15 protein-coding genes are annotated in these 15407 nt (G+C 67.5%); 8 read left to right on the top strand and 7 right to left on the bottom strand.

Translation table 11 applies throughout. The annotated features are described in order from the left end of the window. Positions 1 to 10: 10 nt before the first annotated feature. A complete protein-coding gene (locus R4823_RS07435) occupies positions 11 to 952 on the top strand; it encodes a VOC family protein (protein ID WP_132979245.1) in 942 nt (313 codons plus the stop codon). A 123-nt stretch (positions 953 to 1075) separates the two neighbouring features. Here the strand turns inward: R4823_RS07435 and R4823_RS07430 are convergent, their stop codons facing one another. Both R4823_RS07430 and R4823_RS07425 read right to left on the bottom strand, forming a co-directional pair. Further along, positions 1076 to 2755 (bottom strand): FAD-dependent monooxygenase, encoded by a 1680-nt coding sequence (locus R4823_RS07430; RefSeq protein ID WP_338618148.1) that lies wholly within the window; start codon positions 2753 to 2755, stop codon positions 1076 to 1078. Between the two features lie 22 nt (positions 2756 to 2777). Next, on the bottom strand, positions 2778 to 3761 hold the full coding sequence (locus R4823_RS07425; RefSeq protein ID WP_087839891.1) for a tripartite tricarboxylate transporter substrate binding protein: 984 nt from the start codon (positions 3759 to 3761) through the stop codon (positions 2778 to 2780). A gap of 107 nt (positions 3762 to 3868) precedes the next feature. On the opposite strand from R4823_RS07425, the gene R4823_RS07420 reads away from it, so the two are divergent. Beyond that, positions 3869 to 4762, top strand: a complete 894-nt coding sequence (locus tag R4823_RS07420; RefSeq protein WP_087839892.1) for a LysR substrate-binding domain-containing protein — start codon at positions 3869 to 3871, stop codon at positions 4760 to 4762. 9 nt (positions 4763 to 4771) lie between these two features. Here R4823_RS07420 and gtdA read toward each other — a convergent pair whose 3' ends face one another. Genes gtdA through R4823_RS07405 form a run of 3 tightly spaced genes read right to left on the bottom strand, consistent with a single transcriptional unit; the run spans position 4772 to position 7862 of the window. Further along, positions 4772 to 5803, bottom strand: a complete 1032-nt coding sequence (gtdA, locus tag R4823_RS07415) for a gentisate 1,2-dioxygenase (RefSeq protein ID WP_338618147.1) — start codon at positions 5801 to 5803, stop codon at positions 4772 to 4774. Then, complete coding sequence (locus R4823_RS07410; RefSeq protein ID WP_338618146.1) at positions 5800 to 6990, bottom strand: 3-hydroxybenzoate 6-monooxygenase; 1191 nt, start codon at positions 6988 to 6990, stop codon at positions 5800 to 5802. Before R4823_RS07410 ends, gtdA begins: the two co-directional genes overlap by 4 nt. Then, a complete protein-coding gene (locus R4823_RS07405; RefSeq protein ID WP_338618145.1) occupies positions 6987 to 7862 on the bottom strand; it encodes a fumarylacetoacetate hydrolase family protein in 876 nt (291 codons plus the stop codon). Before R4823_RS07405 ends, R4823_RS07410 begins: the two co-directional genes overlap by 4 nt. A 115-nt stretch (positions 7863 to 7977) precedes the next feature. On the opposite strand from R4823_RS07405, the gene R4823_RS07400 reads away from it, so the two are divergent. The 3 genes from R4823_RS07400 to R4823_RS07390 all read left to right on the top strand — a co-directional run bounded on the left by R4823_RS07400 (position 7978) and on the right by R4823_RS07390 (position 9983). Further along, entirely contained in the window at positions 7978 to 8871 is an 894-nt protein-coding gene (locus tag R4823_RS07400; RefSeq protein WP_087839896.1) for a LysR family transcriptional regulator, read from the top strand. A gap of 61 nt (positions 8872 to 8932) precedes the next feature. Further along, complete coding sequence (locus R4823_RS07395; protein WP_087839897.1) at positions 8933 to 9409, top strand: hemerythrin domain-containing protein; 477 nt, start codon at positions 8933 to 8935, stop codon at positions 9407 to 9409. Positions 9410 to 9503: 94 nt separating this feature from the next. Beyond that, the gene (locus R4823_RS07390; protein ID WP_087839898.1) at positions 9504 to 9983 is read left to right on the top strand and encodes a hemerythrin domain-containing protein; all 480 of its coding nucleotides are present in this window, start codon (positions 9504 to 9506) and stop codon (positions 9981 to 9983) included. Positions 9984 to 10014: 31 nt separating this feature from the next. Here R4823_RS07390 and R4823_RS07385 read toward each other — a convergent pair whose 3' ends face one another. Beyond that, positions 10015 to 11397, bottom strand: coding sequence for a gluconate:H+ symporter (locus R4823_RS07385; RefSeq protein WP_087839899.1), 1383 nt, complete (start codon positions 11395 to 11397; stop codon positions 10015 to 10017). Positions 11398 to 11516: 119 nt separating this feature from the next. Here R4823_RS07385 and R4823_RS07380 point away from each other — a divergent pair, with 119 nt between their 5' ends. Then, complete coding sequence (locus R4823_RS07380; RefSeq protein ID WP_338618144.1) at positions 11517 to 13460, top strand: FAD-binding monooxygenase; 1944 nt, start codon at positions 11517 to 11519, stop codon at positions 13458 to 13460. Positions 13461 to 13477: 17 nt separating this feature from the next. Here the strand turns inward: R4823_RS07380 and R4823_RS07375 are convergent, their stop codons facing one another. Continuing rightward, complete coding sequence (locus tag R4823_RS07375) at positions 13478 to 14221, bottom strand: sulfite exporter TauE/SafE family protein (RefSeq protein WP_087839901.1); 744 nt, start codon at positions 14219 to 14221, stop codon at positions 13478 to 13480. A gap of 313 nt (positions 14222 to 14534) precedes the next feature. Here R4823_RS07375 and R4823_RS07370 point away from each other — a divergent pair, with 313 nt between their 5' ends. Then, positions 14535 to 14879, top strand: coding sequence for a helix-turn-helix domain-containing protein (locus tag R4823_RS07370; RefSeq protein WP_176400786.1), 345 nt, complete (start codon positions 14535 to 14537; stop codon positions 14877 to 14879). A gap of 31 nt (positions 14880 to 14910) precedes the next feature. Further along, positions 14911 to 15402: an arsenate reductase ArsC gene (locus tag R4823_RS07365; protein ID WP_087839903.1), complete on the top strand. Its 492-nt coding sequence runs from the start codon at positions 14911 to 14913 to the stop codon at positions 15400 to 15402. The last annotated feature ends 5 nt before the right edge of the window (positions 15403 to 15407 follow it).

The raw sequence follows: 15407 nt of genomic DNA, 5'->3' as shown, positions 1-15407 counted from the left end.
GAGGAGACCCATGAGCATACAGACCCAGCATGGCGCGGGCACCCGGCAAGCCGCGGTGCATTCCATCGACCACTACGCGCTGACGGTACCGGACCTGGCCGTGGCCCGCCATTTCCACGAAGCCTTCGGCCTCGCGGTCGAAGCCGAAGGCGATGGCCTGGCGCTGCGGGCGCGGGACGGACACGTCTCGGCCCGCCTCCACGCGGGCCCGCGCAAGGCGCTGGCCTACCTCAGCTTCAATTGCTATGCCGGCGACCTGGCGGCCATCCGCGCTCAGCTGGAGCAGGCCGGCGTCGCAACGGCCGCCGGCGTGCCGCACGCCACCGCCGAGGGCATCTGGTTCCACGACGCGGACGGCAACCTGATCCAGGTCAAGGCCGGCCCCAAGATCACCCCGGACGCCAAGAGCCCGCTCGACGACATCCACGTGCAGGCCGACGCGCGCGGCGCCCGCTTCCGCAGCCAGGTCGCCCAGGTCCGCCCGCGCCGCCTGTCTCACGTGCTGCTGTTCACGCCCGACGTCTCGCGCGCACTGGCTTTCTATGAAAAGACGCTAGGCCTGAGGCTGTCCGACCGGTCCGGCGACGGCATCGCCTTCACCCACGCCCCGCATGGCTGCGACCATCACCTGGTTGCCTTCGCCCGCAGTTCGGCACGCGGCTGGCATCACTCGGCCTGGGACGTGGCCAGCATCGACCAGGTCGGCCAGGGAGCGGCGCAGATGGCCGCAGCGGGCTACACGCGCGGATGGGGAACGGGCCGGCACGTGCTGGGATCGAACTTCTTCCACTACGTGCGCGACCCGTGGGGTTCGTACTGCGAATACTCGGCCGACATCGATTACATCTCGGCCGAGCACGGGTGGCCCTCGGGAGATTTCCCGCCCGAGGACAGCCTGTATCAGTGGGGGCCGGACGTGCCGCCGGACTTCATTCACAACACCGAGGCCTGATCGAGCATACATGCCGGTCGATGCGACCGGCATGCAGACTCCACCCCACTGCTGGCCCTGGCCAGCGAAATACGCGAAGCGGTCGAGGACGGTGCGTTCGCGCAATGGTGCCGCCGGCGGCGGTCAGCCCATCCGCCCCCGGCCTGTCGCCCGGGCCAGCGTCGACCGCGCATCGGCCCCCGCCCGCCCCCGCCAGGCGATATGGTGGTCCGGCCGGATCAACACCCGCTCGGCGCCATAAAGCGCCCGCGCGGCGTCATCGTCGAGCTCCAGCACCTCCAGGCCCAGGCCGTACTCGTCCGCCACCGCGTGCCACGCCTGGCGCTCGCCGGCCGGCAGCGCGCCAAAGGCAAGCAGCGTGAAGTCGCGCCCGAACAAGTCGAACAGCACCTTGCCGCGCACGACGGCATGCGGCGCGCGCGACCCCGGCAAGGCCAGGGGCACGTAGCGGTTCGGATCGTCTTGCGGCGCGGGACCTGGCTCGACCGCGACGATGGGACTGTCCAGGTAGCGCACGCCTAATTGCAGGCCGGGAATGTTGAACTCGCTGGCCACGTGCGCGGCCAGGCGGCGGCCGAGCTCGGCGCGCGCCCGCACGCCGGCCTCGCTCTCTTCCTCGATGTCGGCGCCGGCGCGCAGGTTGCCGATGCTGTCCGCCATGCTGCGCGCGAAGGCCGTATTGCGCAGCGCCATGGGCCGGCGTTCGCGCTCGTAGCTGTCCAGCAGCGCGGGCGGGGCCGCGCCCTGGATGACGGCGGCCAGTTTCCAGCCCAGATTCACCACGTCGTCGATCGAGGTGTTGTAGCCCATGCCTCCGGTGGGCGTGAAAAGATGCGCGGCATCGCCCGCCAGGAACACGCGGCCACCGGCCATCCTGTCCGCCACCAGCGTATAGCCGGCCACCCAGGGCAGGCGATCGATGAGTTCGAAGTCGAATTCCCTGCCCACCACGGCATGGGCGGTGGCGACCGGATCGATGTCGCCAGGCGCCTGGCCGGGGGCCAGTTGCACGGCAAGGAGGAAGGTCTCGATGCCGTCCACGGCGATCAGCAGCCCCCGCTGGCGCGCGTTCACGGCCCAATACTGCCAGGCGGGCTGCTTGCCGATCGCGTCGTAGAGCCGCCTGGACCGGAAGTAGATGGACAACATCTGGCCGCCGAAGAAATCGCGCTGCTCGCTGCCCTGTCCGGAATAGCCCACGCCCAGCGACTTGCGCACCAGGCTGCGGGGACCGTCGCACCCGACGAGGTAGCGCGCTTGCAGTTGCCACGCCTGACCACCGCCTTCGGGTTCGACCGTGGCCGTGACGCCCTGCTCGCCCTGTTCGACGGCCACCGCGCGCTGCCCCAGGCACAGCCGCACGCTTGGATACGCGGCCGCGCGCCGGCGCAGCACCGGCTCGATCAGCATCTGCTGCACCCGATGCGGCAGCTCGGGAGTCGGCCACGCATCGCTGCCGTAGTCGCCGGCATTGTCCGGAGCATGGCCGCCGGCCTCGCTGCGCCGAGCCGCCTCGCCGCGGCTCGGGATCCTGAACCGCGCCAGCTCGTGCTCGGCCAGCTGCGTGCAATAGACCACGTCCTGCGGATAATCCGGCGGCAGGCCCAGGGCCCGGATCTCGTCGGAGAAACCCCGCCGGCGATAGTGCTCCATGGTCCGGGCCGAGGTCGCGTTGGCCTTGGGAAAGGCCGGCGGATCGGCATCCTCTTCCAGCAGGACGCAGGGAATGTCCCGGCACCCGAGTTCGATGGCCAGCATCAGGCCGGCGGGACCGCCGCCGACGATGGCGACTTCTGTCTGCATGGTATTCACGGTAAGGCTTCCTTCAGTCCGTCGTCGCCCCCGTGCGCCGCACCATCTCGGCATAGCGGGGAGTGTCCTTGCGCATCCACTCGGACACCGTCGCGCCGGGAACGGCGGCGGGCACGAATCCGAACGTGGCCATCCTGGCCTTGACCTCGGGCACGTCCAGCGCCGCGCGCACCGCGCGCGAGATCGCCTCGACCCGCTCGGCCGGCGTGCCCGCCGGCGCCACCAGGGCGACCCAGGTGGAGGCATCCACGCCCCGGGGTCCGCCCGCCTCTTCCAGCGTGGGCACGTCGGGCAGGGCCGACGATCGCTGGCCGTCGGCCACCGCCAGCACGCGCAGCTTGCCGGCCTGGATCAGCGCGCCGGCAGTGGCGTACGAACCCAGCGCCCAGGTCACTTCTCCGTTGGCCACGGCCGCGTACAGTTGCGCGGTGTCCTTGAACGGCACGTGCAGCATCTGCGTGCCCGTGGCCGCCTCGACCTGCGCGGCGCCCAGGTGGCCAGGGCTGCCGACCGCCCACGAACCGTACGTCACCTTGCCCGGCGAAGATTTGGCCGCGGCGATCAGCTCGGCCACCGACTTGACCGGACTGCCGCTGGAGACCACCACGAAGAACGAGGTCCGGTACAGCCCGCCGACGGGGACATAATCCTTGACCGGGTCGTAGGGCAGCTTGCGGAACAGGCTGGGATTGATCGCCATGTGGCCCACGTCGACGACGCCCAGGTCATAGCCGGTGGCCGCGGCGCGGCGCACCGCCTCCATCGAGATGAAGCCGTTGCCGCCCGGCCGCGGTTCCACCACGACGGCCTGGCCCCAGTCCTTGGACAACTGCTCGCCCACCATGCGGGCTACGGCATCGGGGCCGCTGCCCGCCGGAAACGGGCTCAGCAGCCGCACCGGCCGGGTGGGAAAGGCATCCGGCTGCGCCGCGCCGGCGGCCATGGGCTGCAATGCCATGGCGCAGAACAGGGTTGCCGCGAATCTGGCTAGGGTCATGGTTTGTCTCCGTAATGGGGTACTTGTTGTCGGAGACGAGTCTAGGTAAGGTCAGTGCTTACAGAAAGATGGCAAAATCCTTCCATCGATACCTAGGCGTTATCGACATGAAACTGCACCACCTGCGCGACTTCGTCGCCATCGCCGACGCGCACAGCGTGCGCGGCGCCGCGCGGGCGCTGGGCCTGGCCCAACCCGCGCTGACCCGCAGCCTGCGCGAACTGGAAGGCGAACTGGGCACGCCCCTGCTGGAGCGGCACGCGCGCGGCGTGGTGCTCACCCCCATCGGCCAGGCCTTCTACGGCCGCGCGCACGCCGCCATGGCGGAACTCCAGCGCGGGCGCGAAGAAGTGGCGCAGTTGCTGGGCACCCCATCGGGCACGGTCACCGTCGGCCTGTCCAGCGCGGTCTGGCTGGTCATGGCGGCGCGGGCGCACCAGGGGTTCCGCAAGAAATATCCAGGCGTGCGGCTGCGCATGATGGAAGGCTTCTTCTCCATGCTGGAAGGCCGCCTGCAGGACGGTACCCTGGATTTCTTCATCGGTCCCCGGCCCGCGCGCCCCATCGGCGACGGCTACAAGGTGGACCTGCTGTTCCACAATGACCGGGTGGTCGTGGGCCGCAAGGGCCATCCCCGGCGCCACGCCACCAGCCTGGCGGAACTGGTCGACGAGGACTGGGTCCTGACGGGCGTGCGCGAACGCGTGGAGGCCGAATTCGAGGATGCCTTCGCCAGCCAGGGGCTGCCCCCGCCGGTGCCCATGACCCAGGCCGAATCCATGGTGGGCGTGGCGGCGCTGCTCAGCTCGACCGATGCGCTCGCCATGCTGCCGCGGCAGTGGCTGCAGGCCCGCCTGTTCGAAGGGGTGATCGAGGCCATCCCGGTGCGCGAGCACATCGAGGGCCCGGACATCGTGCAGATCTCGCGCGCCGGCGTACCCTTGACGCCAGCGGCGGCCTATCTGTCCACCTTGTTCGAACGCGCCGCGGTCTCGATGTGACCGCGGCCCTCAGCCCGCCTGCTCGCGCCAGATGTCCAGGCTCTGCTGCGCCGGCCGGTCCGAGAAACTGAACAGGACGGTATCGGCATCCGCATGCAGGGTGTAGGGCATCCATGACGGGCAGACGAACACGTCGCGCTGGCCAAAGCGCAGTTCCCGTCCGCCTATGCGGCACGTCCCGCTGCCTTCTCGCACGGCATAGACGGTGGCGTCGGTCGAACGATAGGCCGCGCCGTCGAAACCGGCCGGCAGGTACTGCAGGAACGTACCCATGGTCGGCATGGGCCACCCGCCGGTGACGGGGTTGACGTATTGCAGCTTGTGGCCCCAGCACGGATGCGGCGCCTGCGACCGCGCGAAGGCCAGCAAGGCCTCGCGGCTGCGCGCGTACGGGTACCAGCACAGCGGCGAGGTCCGGCTGGCCGGCTCGAAACCCACCGGCTTCATCGTCGCGCCGAAGGCCGCCAGGTTGTCCGCGCCATCGCCGCCCTGCCCCGACGGCGCGGCCTCGCCCTTCTCCATGAATTGCGCGTCGAACAGTTCCACGATGGGCACGTCCAGCCCGTCCAGCCAGACCATGGGCTCGTCGGAGGGATTGCCGTGGTCGTGGAAGGCCCACGACGGGGTGATGACGAAGTCCCCCTCCTCCATCGCGATCCGGCGTCCGTCCACCGCCGTATAGGCGCCCTTGCCCTGCAGGACGAAACGCATGGCCGACTGCGAGTGGCGATGCGGCGGCGCCACTTCGCCGGGCAGGATGAGCTGCAGCCCCGCATACAGGCTGTGCGTGATGCGGGACCGGCCGCGCAGCCCCGGGTTCTCCAGCACCAGGACCCGGCGCTCGGCCTCTTCGGCGCTGATCAGGTTGCCCGCGTCCCGCAGGTAGGGCCACATGGCTGCCCACGGCCAATGGCAAGGCTGGCAGGGCGTGGACGGCGTGGGCGTGATCAGGCCGTGCAGCACTTCCCACAGCGGCGTGCAATGGCTGGCGTCGATGCGGCCGTAGAACGCCTCGCGCCGCGCGCGCATGTCGTCCGTCATCGCGGAATCTCCTTCGGGTCGTACATCCAGGCCATGCTTTCCATGGTCTGCTCCGCCGTCCTGGCGCCCAGGAACGCGTTGCGCAAGTCGCGCGTGGCGCCCGCGGCGTGGTAGGCATGCCCATAGAGCCGCGCCGTCAGCTGCGTGCGGGCGGTGCGCAGGTAGCGCGCCTGCTGGTAGTCCAGGAACGCGGCGGCCATGTCGCCCCGATGGGCCTGCACCTTGCCGGCCAGGCACACGGCATCTTCCATCGCCATGCAGGCGCCCTGCGCCAGGTATTGCAGCATCGGATGCGCGGCATCGCCCAGCAGCGTGACCCGCCCTTTGCTCCAGTTGGCCACGGGTTCGCGGTCGCACAGCACCCACATGCGCCAGGACTCGATCTTCTCGAGCATGCCCAGGACCAGGGGATGCGCGCCCTGGAAGCGCAGGTGCAGTTCCTCCGGGTCGCCGTAGGTATCCCAGCCGTCCTCGTAGCGATCGCTGTGGAACACGGCCACCAGGTTGAACAGCTCGTTGCCGCGCAGGGGGTAGTGGACCAGGTGATACTTGGGCCCCATCCAGACCACCATCGCGTTCAGCCGATTGCTGTCGGGCACTTCGTCGGCGCGCAGCACCGCGCGGTAGGCGATATGGCCCGAGACGCGGGGCTTGCCGTCGCCCACGATGCCCGCGCGGATGGTGGACCAGAGCCCGTCGGCGCCGATCAGGGCCGCGCCAGTGAACGTCTCGTCACGTTGGGTACGGACCACGACGCCGTCCGGCGTGTCCTCGTAGTCCTGCACCTTGGTGGCGGCATGCAGCGTGACGCGCCCGCTTTCGCGGCAGGCTTCCAGCAGGACCGCATGCAAATCCGCGCGGTGGATCAGTCCGTAGGGCCGGCCGAAGCGTTGCGGGAACAGGCGAACGACGGGCAGTTGGACCAACCGTTCGCCGGACAGCGCGTCCATCGCGACGATGTCGTCGGGAAACGAGGCCAGCCGGTTCACCTTGTCGGTGATGCCCAGCGCATCGAAAGTATGGAAGGCGTTGGGGCCCAGTTGGATGCCGGCGCCGATTTCCTTGAAGGTCTCGGCCTGCTCGAACACCGTCGCCGGGCGCCCGGTGCGCGCCAGCGCCAGCGCTGCCGCCAGACCGCCTATGCCGCCCCCCGCCACCAGGACCCGGGATGTATCGTCCGCGCTCATGCCGGGTCTCCCGCCTGCGCCTGGCGCACGGCCACCGTCATCCGGCCCACGCCGGCCACCTCGACGTCGATGACGTCGCCCGCCTCGACCGGCCCGACGCCTTCCGGCGTCCCCGTGAACAGCAGGTCGCCGGGATGCAGCGTGTAGAACGACGAGGCCAGCTCGATCAGCTCGGGTATCCCCAGCACGAGGTCCCGGGTATTGGCCCGCTGGCGCGGCTGGCCGTTCACGGTCAGCCAGAAATCCAGGTTGGCCGGATCCGGTACTTCGTCGGGCGTCGCCATCCATGGTCCCAGGACCGAATAGGTATCGATGGACTTGCGCAGGCTGCGCTCCTCCGGCCCGCGGGTGGTCATGTCCAGCCCCACGCAATAGCCGGCGATGTACTCGTGCGCCCGCGCGGCGGGAATGTCGCGGCCGCGCCGGCCGATCACGACCACCACCTCGGCCTCGTGGTCGTTGCGGCGATCCGGATGCTTCAGGGCGACCCCCGCGGCCGGACCGACCAGGGAACTGGTGGCCTTCAGGAACAGGCCCACGCGCTGGATTTCGCCGACCTGGTTGCGATGATGGATTTGCGCATCGCTCCGGGCTTCGTCCAGGTGCTTCAGGTAGTTGACCGGCGCCGCGATGATCTTGCCCGGGCTGGCCACCGGGCTCAGCAGGGAAACGTCCTTCAAATGCAGGCTGGGCGCCCCCGGCAACAGGTCGCGGATGCAGCGCCGGACCACGTCCAGGTTGGCGATCAGCGGGTCGAAGGGCGGCAGCGGATAGGTATGGGCGGGCAGGACGGCAAGAGCGGGCGTGACGTCGCGGACCCGGTCCCCTTCCACCAGCCCCAGCCGGTCCGCGTCGAAGCGGCAAAGCAGCATGGATGTCTCCTTGCAGGAATGTCAGGCAGGAAGACTAGGGATGCCGCACTATTGCGTCAATCGACTAGAATTTATTCATCATATTTAAAAATACAATATCCCTTTCTCGCCCTCCATGAGCAAACTCGACCTGACGGACCTGCGCCTTTTGCAATCCCTGGGCCAGACCGGCACCGTATCGGCCACGGCCGACGAACTGGGCCTGAGCCAGCCGTCGGTCAGCATCCGGCTGGGCAAGCTGCGCCGGCACTTCAAGGACCCGCTGTTCGTGCGCACGTCCGCCGGCATGGTGCCCACGCCCCGCGCCGCCTCGCTCACCTCCGCGGTGCAGGGCGCGCTCGCCCTGTTCGACGGTACGGAAGGCCGGGACCCGGACTTCGATCCCGCCACGTCCGACCGGGTGTTCCGCATCTGCATGACCAACACCGGCCAGATGGTCGTCCTGGCCCGTCTGCTGAACCGCCTGGCCGAGATCGCCCCCCACGTACGCCTGGAGATACGAGACCTGGATCCGGACACGCCGCGCCGCCTGGAAACCGGGGATGCCGACCTGGCCATGGGCTACACGACCAGCATGCAGGCGGGTTTCCACCAGCAGACGCTGTTCAGCGAACACTATGTCTGCCTGGTCCGTGCCGGCCATCCGCGCGTCAAGGCGAAACTGACGAAATCCCAGTTCCTGTCGGAGTCCCACGTGGCCGTGATGACCACCGGCACGGCCCACTGGCTGCTGGACAAGGCGATCGACGACGCCGGCATCGTCCGCAAGACGGCCTTGTGGGTACCGTCCTTCCTGGGCCTGGAGGAAATCGTCGCCAGGACCGACCTGCTCGCGCTGGCCCCCATCCACCTGGCTCGCATCCTGGCCGCCCACGGAACGATCCGCTACCTGGCGGTGCCGTTCGATCTGCCGTCCTACCTGGTGCGCCAGTACTGGCACGAGCGCTATCACCGCGATCCAGGCTGCAAATGGCTGCGGGCGGTCGCGGCCAGCGTGTTCCAGGAGTAGCGGGCACGGCGTTTGCTAAGGGTCCCCACCTCAGTGAGAGGGGCACTCTGGAGAAACCCTTATGAACAAATCGACCATACCGGCCCCGCAAAAGGCCGCCCTGAGCCTGTTGCTGGACGACCATCGCAATGCCAAGAAGCTGTTCAAGCAGTTCAAGGACGCGGGATCCGACGCGGAAAAGGAAGAAATCGCCCAGACGGTCTGTAAAGAATTGACCATCCATACCAAGCTGGAAGAGGAAATCTTCTATCCCCTGGTCCGGCAGGAAGGCGGGGAACCCTTTGCAGACCTGCTGGACGAGGCGGTCGTGGAGCATGCCAGCGCCAAGGAATTGATCGCGCAGATCCAGGCGATGAAGCCCACCGACGAGATGTACGATGCCAAGGTCACCGTCCTGGGCGAATACATCAACCATCACGTCAAGGAAGAAGAAGAGGAACTGTTTCCCAAGATCGTCAGCAAGAAGATCGACCTGCGGGAAGCGGCGGACATGATGGCAACGCGCAAGGAAGAGCTGATGGGCACCGTCCCGGCCTGACGGCCGGGCAGCCGGGCGGGAGGCTTCGCTGCCCGGCTGCCCCCAAAAGCGGGGTACCATGTCCACCTGCTTGTCGATACTACCCAGAAGCCCCATGAAGCAAGAACCGACTTTGCGCGACGACAGCGCTCCTCGCCCGGAAAGCGACACCAGCTTTCTTTGGTCCGATGCCCGGCTGCTCGGATTCCACCCCATGGACGAGTCGCACAAGGAGTTCTACGACGTCGCCTTCCGGCTGCTGACCTGTACCCAGGACTCCGCGCCGGCCGCGCTGGACGCGTTCGAGGAACACGTGAAATCGCACTTCGGCCAGGAAGAAGAGTGGATGCGTACCACCGACTTCCCGCCGTCCGACTGCCACGTGCAGGAACACGAAGCGGTCATGAAATCCACCCGCGAGGTGCGCGAACTGTTCCTGAGCGGGCAGGCCGACGTGGCGCTGGTGCACGACTTCGCCCTGCACCTGTTCCAGTGGTTCCCCGGCCATGCCGACTACCTGGACGCGGCGCTGGCCGCCTGGATGAGCAAGCGGGCCTACGGCGGCAAGCCCATCGTGCTGCGGCGCAAAATATAAGGTGGAAATATAAGGCGGGAAGGCCGCCGCGCTACGCCAGCGGCGGCAGCAGGTTCATCAGCAGCACCATGGCCAGGCCGACCACGGCCACGATGGACTGCACCACCGAGATCGTCTTCGTCGCCTCGCCCATGGTCATGCCGAAGGACTCCTTCACCATCCAGTAGCCGGCGTGGTTCGCGTAGTTGAAGAACAGCGATCCGCAGCCGATCGACAGGGCCAGCAGCGGCAGGTTCAGCGTCGGGTCGGCGCCGGCCAGCGGCGCCAGCAGGCCCGAGGCGCCCACGATGCCCACCGTGGCCGAGCCGGTGGAGACCGACAGCAGCATGGAGATCATCCACCCCAGTACCAGCGGCGGCAGCGCGAAGGCCTGGGTCAGGTGCACGATGGCATCGCCCACCTTGGCGTCCGTCAGCACCTGCTGGAACGCCCCGCCGCCGGCGATGATGAGCAGGATGCCGGCCACCGGCTTCAGGCTGGCGCCCAGCGCATCGCGCAGCTTCTCGGCGTCGCCGTGCCGGGCGTAGACGAGCACGATGGCCGCGAACAGCACGCCGATCAGCATCGCGATGATGGGATTGCCCAGGAAAGCCGCCATCTTGAAGGTGAACGAGGATTTGGGCACCAGCATCTCGGCCAGCGCGTGCACCAGCATCAGGATGGCCGGCAGCAGCGCCACCAGCACGCCCAGCCCGATCCCGACCGGCCGGCCGGGGTCCGCCTTGCCCACCGAGAACTGGTCCACCAGCGCCTGGTCGGGCCGCACCGTCAGCCGCGGCGCGATGAAGCGGGCATAGACCGGGCCACCCAGCACGATCGAGGGTATCGCCGCGATGAAACCGTAGATCATGGTGGCGCCCACGCTGGTCTTGAGCGTGGCGATGGCGGTCAGGGGCCCGGGGTGCGGCGGTACCATGCCGTGCATGGACGCCAGCGCGGCGATGACCGGCACGCCCACGTAGACGTAGGCGGAGCCCTTGATGGCCTTCTGCTCCTCCAGCTTGCGGGCCACGCTGAAGATCAGCGGCAGCAGCACCACCAGACCCACCTCGAAGAACATGGGGATGCCGACGATGAAGGCCACCAGCGCCATGGCCCATGGAATGCTGGATGGCGACGCCTTCGTCAGGATGGCCCCGGCCAATCCGTCCGTCACCCCGGTGTCCGCCAGCACCTTGCCCAGCATCGCCCCCAGGGCGATGACGACGCCCACGGCTCCGAGCGTCTTGCCCGCCCCGTTGGTGATGGCCTTGACCAGGGTGTCGGGCGCCATGCCGGTGGCGAACCCCACCCCCACGCACACCACCAGCAGCGCCAGCAAGGGATGCAGCCGCAGCCGCGACACGATGAGCCCGACCAGCGCCAGCACGCTGATCAGGGCGGCCACCAGAAGCTGAATATCGTCGTGGGTCATGGTTTCCCTGTGGATGCCGAAGCCGTAGGAAAGAACTCGTACCGTTGCCCAGTCTATACGAAACACCCGGGGGGATAACTGAGATAATGACAGGGTCACTTTGCCGAATCCGATGCGCCATGCAATTCCATCTGAACGGGTTCAAGCCCGGCGACCCTGAAATCTCCGAACCTGCCGGGCACGCCGCGGGCCCGCGCGCCGACGCGCTGCCGGACGAGGTCGACATCCTGATCGTGGGCAGCGGCCCCACCGGCCTGACCCTGGCCACGCAACTGGCGGCCTTTCCCGACCTCAAGACCTGTATCGTCGAACAGAAACCCGGTCCCCTGCGACTGGGCCAGGCCGACGGCATCGCCTGCCGCACGGTCGAGATGTTCGAGGCCTTCGGCTTCAGCCGGCGCGTGCTCAAGGAAGCCTATTGGGTCAACGAGACCTCGTTCTGGAAGCCCGACGACGAACAGCGCGACCACATCGTTCGCAGCGGCCGCATCCAGGACACCGAGGACGGACTCTCGGAGTTCCCCCACGTGATCCTGAACCAGGCCCGCGTCCACGACTTCTACCTGGACGTCATGCGCAACGCGCCGTCGCGGCTCGAGCCCCACTACTCGCGCCGCCTGCTGGACCTGGCCGTTGCCGAATCCCCGGCCGGCGGCACGCCCACCCACCCGGTCACGGCGCGCTTCGAACGCACCGATGCCGGACACGAAGGCCAGGTCGAGACCGTGCGCGCCCGCTTCGCGGTCGGCTGCGATGGCGCCCACAGCGCGGTGCGCAAATCGCTCGGACGCGCGCTGCACGGCGAATCCGCCAACCAGGCCTGGGGCGTGATGGACGTGCTGGCCGTCACCGACTTCCCCGACATCCGCATCAAGTCGGCCATCCACTCGGCCAGCGAAGGCAGCGTGCTGATCATCCCGCGCGAGGGCGGCTACCTCGTGCGCCTGTACATCGAACTCGACAAGCTGAACGAGAACGAGCGCGTCGCCAGCCGGCAGATCACGTCCGACCGCCTGATCGCCGCCGCCCAGCGCATCCTGCGCCCCTACACCCTGGACGTGAAAGAGGTCGCGTGGTGGTCCGTGTACGAGATCGGCCAGCGCCTGTGCGACAAGTTCGACGACGTGCCCGAACAGGAAGAACACGCCCGCCTGCCACGGGTCTTCATCGCCGGCGACGCCTGCCATACCCACAGCCCCAAGGCGGGCCAGGGCATGAACGTCTCGATGCAGGACGGCTTCAACCTGGGCTGGAAACTCGCCGCCGTCCTGCGCGGCCAGAGCACGCCCCAGATCCTGCATACCTATTCCAAGGAACGCCAGACCGTCGCCAAGGAACTGATCGACTTCGATCGCGAGTTCGCCAAGATGTTCAGCGCCGCGCCCAAGGATCCTTCCAGGGACGACAGCGAAGGCATCGACCCGGCCGAATTCCAGCGCTACTTCGTCAAACAGGGCCGCTTCACCGCCGGCACCGAAACCCGCTATTACCCGTCCATCATCAGCGCGGAGCCGACCCACCAGGAACTGGCGCGCGGCCTGACCATCGGCATGCGCTTCCACTCGGCCCCGGTCATCCGCCTGGCCGACGCCAAGCCCATGCACCTGGGCCACGCGGTCAAGGCCGACGGCCGCTGGCGCGTGTTCGCCTTCGCCGATGCCGCGGACCCCGCCGCGCCGTCCTCGGCCATCGGCGAACTGTGCCGCTTCCTGGCCGAGTCAACGCAATCGCCGGTCAGGAAATACACGCCCGCAGGGGCCGACGTCGACGCCGTGATCGATGTGCGCGCGGTCTTCCAGCAGGGCCATCGCACGCTGGCGCTGGAAACCATGCCGTCCTTCCTGCTGCCGCGCAAGGGCCGCCATGGGCTGATCGACTACGAGAAAATGTTCTGCCCCGACCTCAAGAGCGGCCAGGACATCTTCGACATGCGCGGCATCGACCGCCGGCGCGGCTGCGTGGTGATCGTGCGGCCGGACCAGTACGTGGCGCACGTGCTGCCGCTGGATGCCCACGCCGAACTGGCGGGGTTCTTCGACGGCTTCATGGTGGAGGCAGGCTAGGAAGACTGGCGCGCCAGCTACATCATGGACGCCACGCCCTGGATCAGGTAGACGGTCCCGATTCCCAGCACGATCGTCCGGGTCCAGCGGCGAAACTGCGCGTCGGTGATGCGTTCGAGCACGGCCCGGCTCAACGAGGTGCCGACCACGGCGCACCCGATGATCGCCCCCCAGTGCCACCATTGGGCCGACAGCTCCGCCGCGCCCAGCGCGCCGCCGAAATACGCCAGTTTCGAGGCATGTCCCAGCACCTGGCACGTTGCCTTCGTCGCCACCACGGTCCGGCGGTCCATGGTGGTCGAGCGCACGAAGAAAATATCCAGCAGCGGCCCAGTGACGCCACTGAGCAGATGCATGACCTGGCACACGAAGCCGCATATTTCCGCGGCCATGCGCCGCTCCGCCTGGGGCGCCAGGCGGGCCGGCACCGCCAGCGCGATGAAAGGGCTCAACCCCAGCACGATCAGCGCCAGGCTGCGGCTGGGAACGAACCGGACGCTGAACATCAGCGCAAACGCGACGGCGGCCCCCATGGCGAACCGCCCCACGATCCGCCAATCGGTATGCGCGCGCCACAGCACCGCGCGCCAGACGTTCGACGCCAGCAAGGCCACGCTTTGCACGACCATGGCCGCCGAGACCGGCATCAGCAACAGCAAGGCGCCCATCAGCACCATGCCGCCCGCCATGCCGAATACGCCCGACAGGAAGGCGGCAAATACGGTCAACAGGCTGACAATGGCGAAAATTCCAGCCGTCATGGCTGCTCCCCCATGGAACCGTTTCATTACGGTTCTTTTTTCGCCGGCGAGTATAGCCCCGCCGCAACCCTGCTGGCCGCACTGCAAGAACAATAATGCGAATCGATATCATTTTGTGAGAAAATAGGAGAATTTCCTTGACCCTGTAAGGGGAACGCGTGTCCCGACCTGCCGACAGTGCCGCCAGTCAAGCGCTCGGCGGCATCTACGTCCAGCACAGCCAATGGTGAAACTTCAGCCGTTCACCTGACGCAACTGGCACCGTTCCGCTTTCCAAAACCTGCAACATATTACTCACACAATAGTTCAATGAATGTTGTATCGTAGAATAATGAACGAGATCCAAGCCATCAATGCGCTCTCCGCCTTGGCCCATGCCCAACGGCTGCGAACCTTTCGCGCCCTGGTCGTAGCAGGGCCGGCCGGACTGACGCCGAGCACCCTGGCAGACCAGCTCCAGGTCGCCCGCAATACCCTGTCCTTTCACCTGAAAGAGTTGGCGCACGCTGGCCTGGTGACCGTGGAGCAACAGGGGCGCAACCTGATCTATCGCGCCGACTTCGCCCAGATGAACGGGCTGCTCGGCTATTTGACCGAACACTGCTGCCAAGGCGCCGCCTGTGAAATCTCCGGCGCCGACGCATGCACCGCATGTTGATTTCCCAATGAACTGCGCTCGCGAGACCCCCATGGAAAACAAGGCCTACAACGTTCTGTTCATCTGCACCGGCAATTCGGCTCGATCCATCCTGGCTGAAGGCTTGCTCAACGGACTGGGCAAGGGACGCTTCCGCGCTTACTCGGCCGGCAGCCATCCCAAAGGCGAAGTGCACCCGCAGGCACTGGTTACCTTGGAGCGCTTGGCTTTGCCGACCACGGGATATCGCAGCAAGAACTGGGACGAATTTGCGCGTGCTGATGCCCCGCCGCTCGATTTCATCTTCACCGTCTGCGACAACGCGGCGGGAGAGGTTTGCCCGATCTGGCCGGGCAAGCCGGTATCGGCCCATTGGGGCGTGCCCGACCCCGCCGCGGTGGAAGGGGATGATGAACAGCGCAAGGCCTTCCACGATGCAGCCATCGCGCTCAAACGCCGCATCGAGCTATTCCTGGCGCTGCCGATCCAGAAGCTGGACGGTATGTCTTTGCAGCACGAGCTGCAGAGCATCGGCAAGCGGTAAGGGGC

The organism is Pigmentiphaga sp. CHJ604, assembly GCF_036972535.1.
GTDB lineage: Bacteria > Pseudomonadota > Gammaproteobacteria > Burkholderiales > Burkholderiaceae_B > Pigmentiphaga > Pigmentiphaga daeguensis.
Note: the sequence above shows the minus strand (reverse complement) of the source record. Positions and strands in the feature narration are given on the sequence as shown.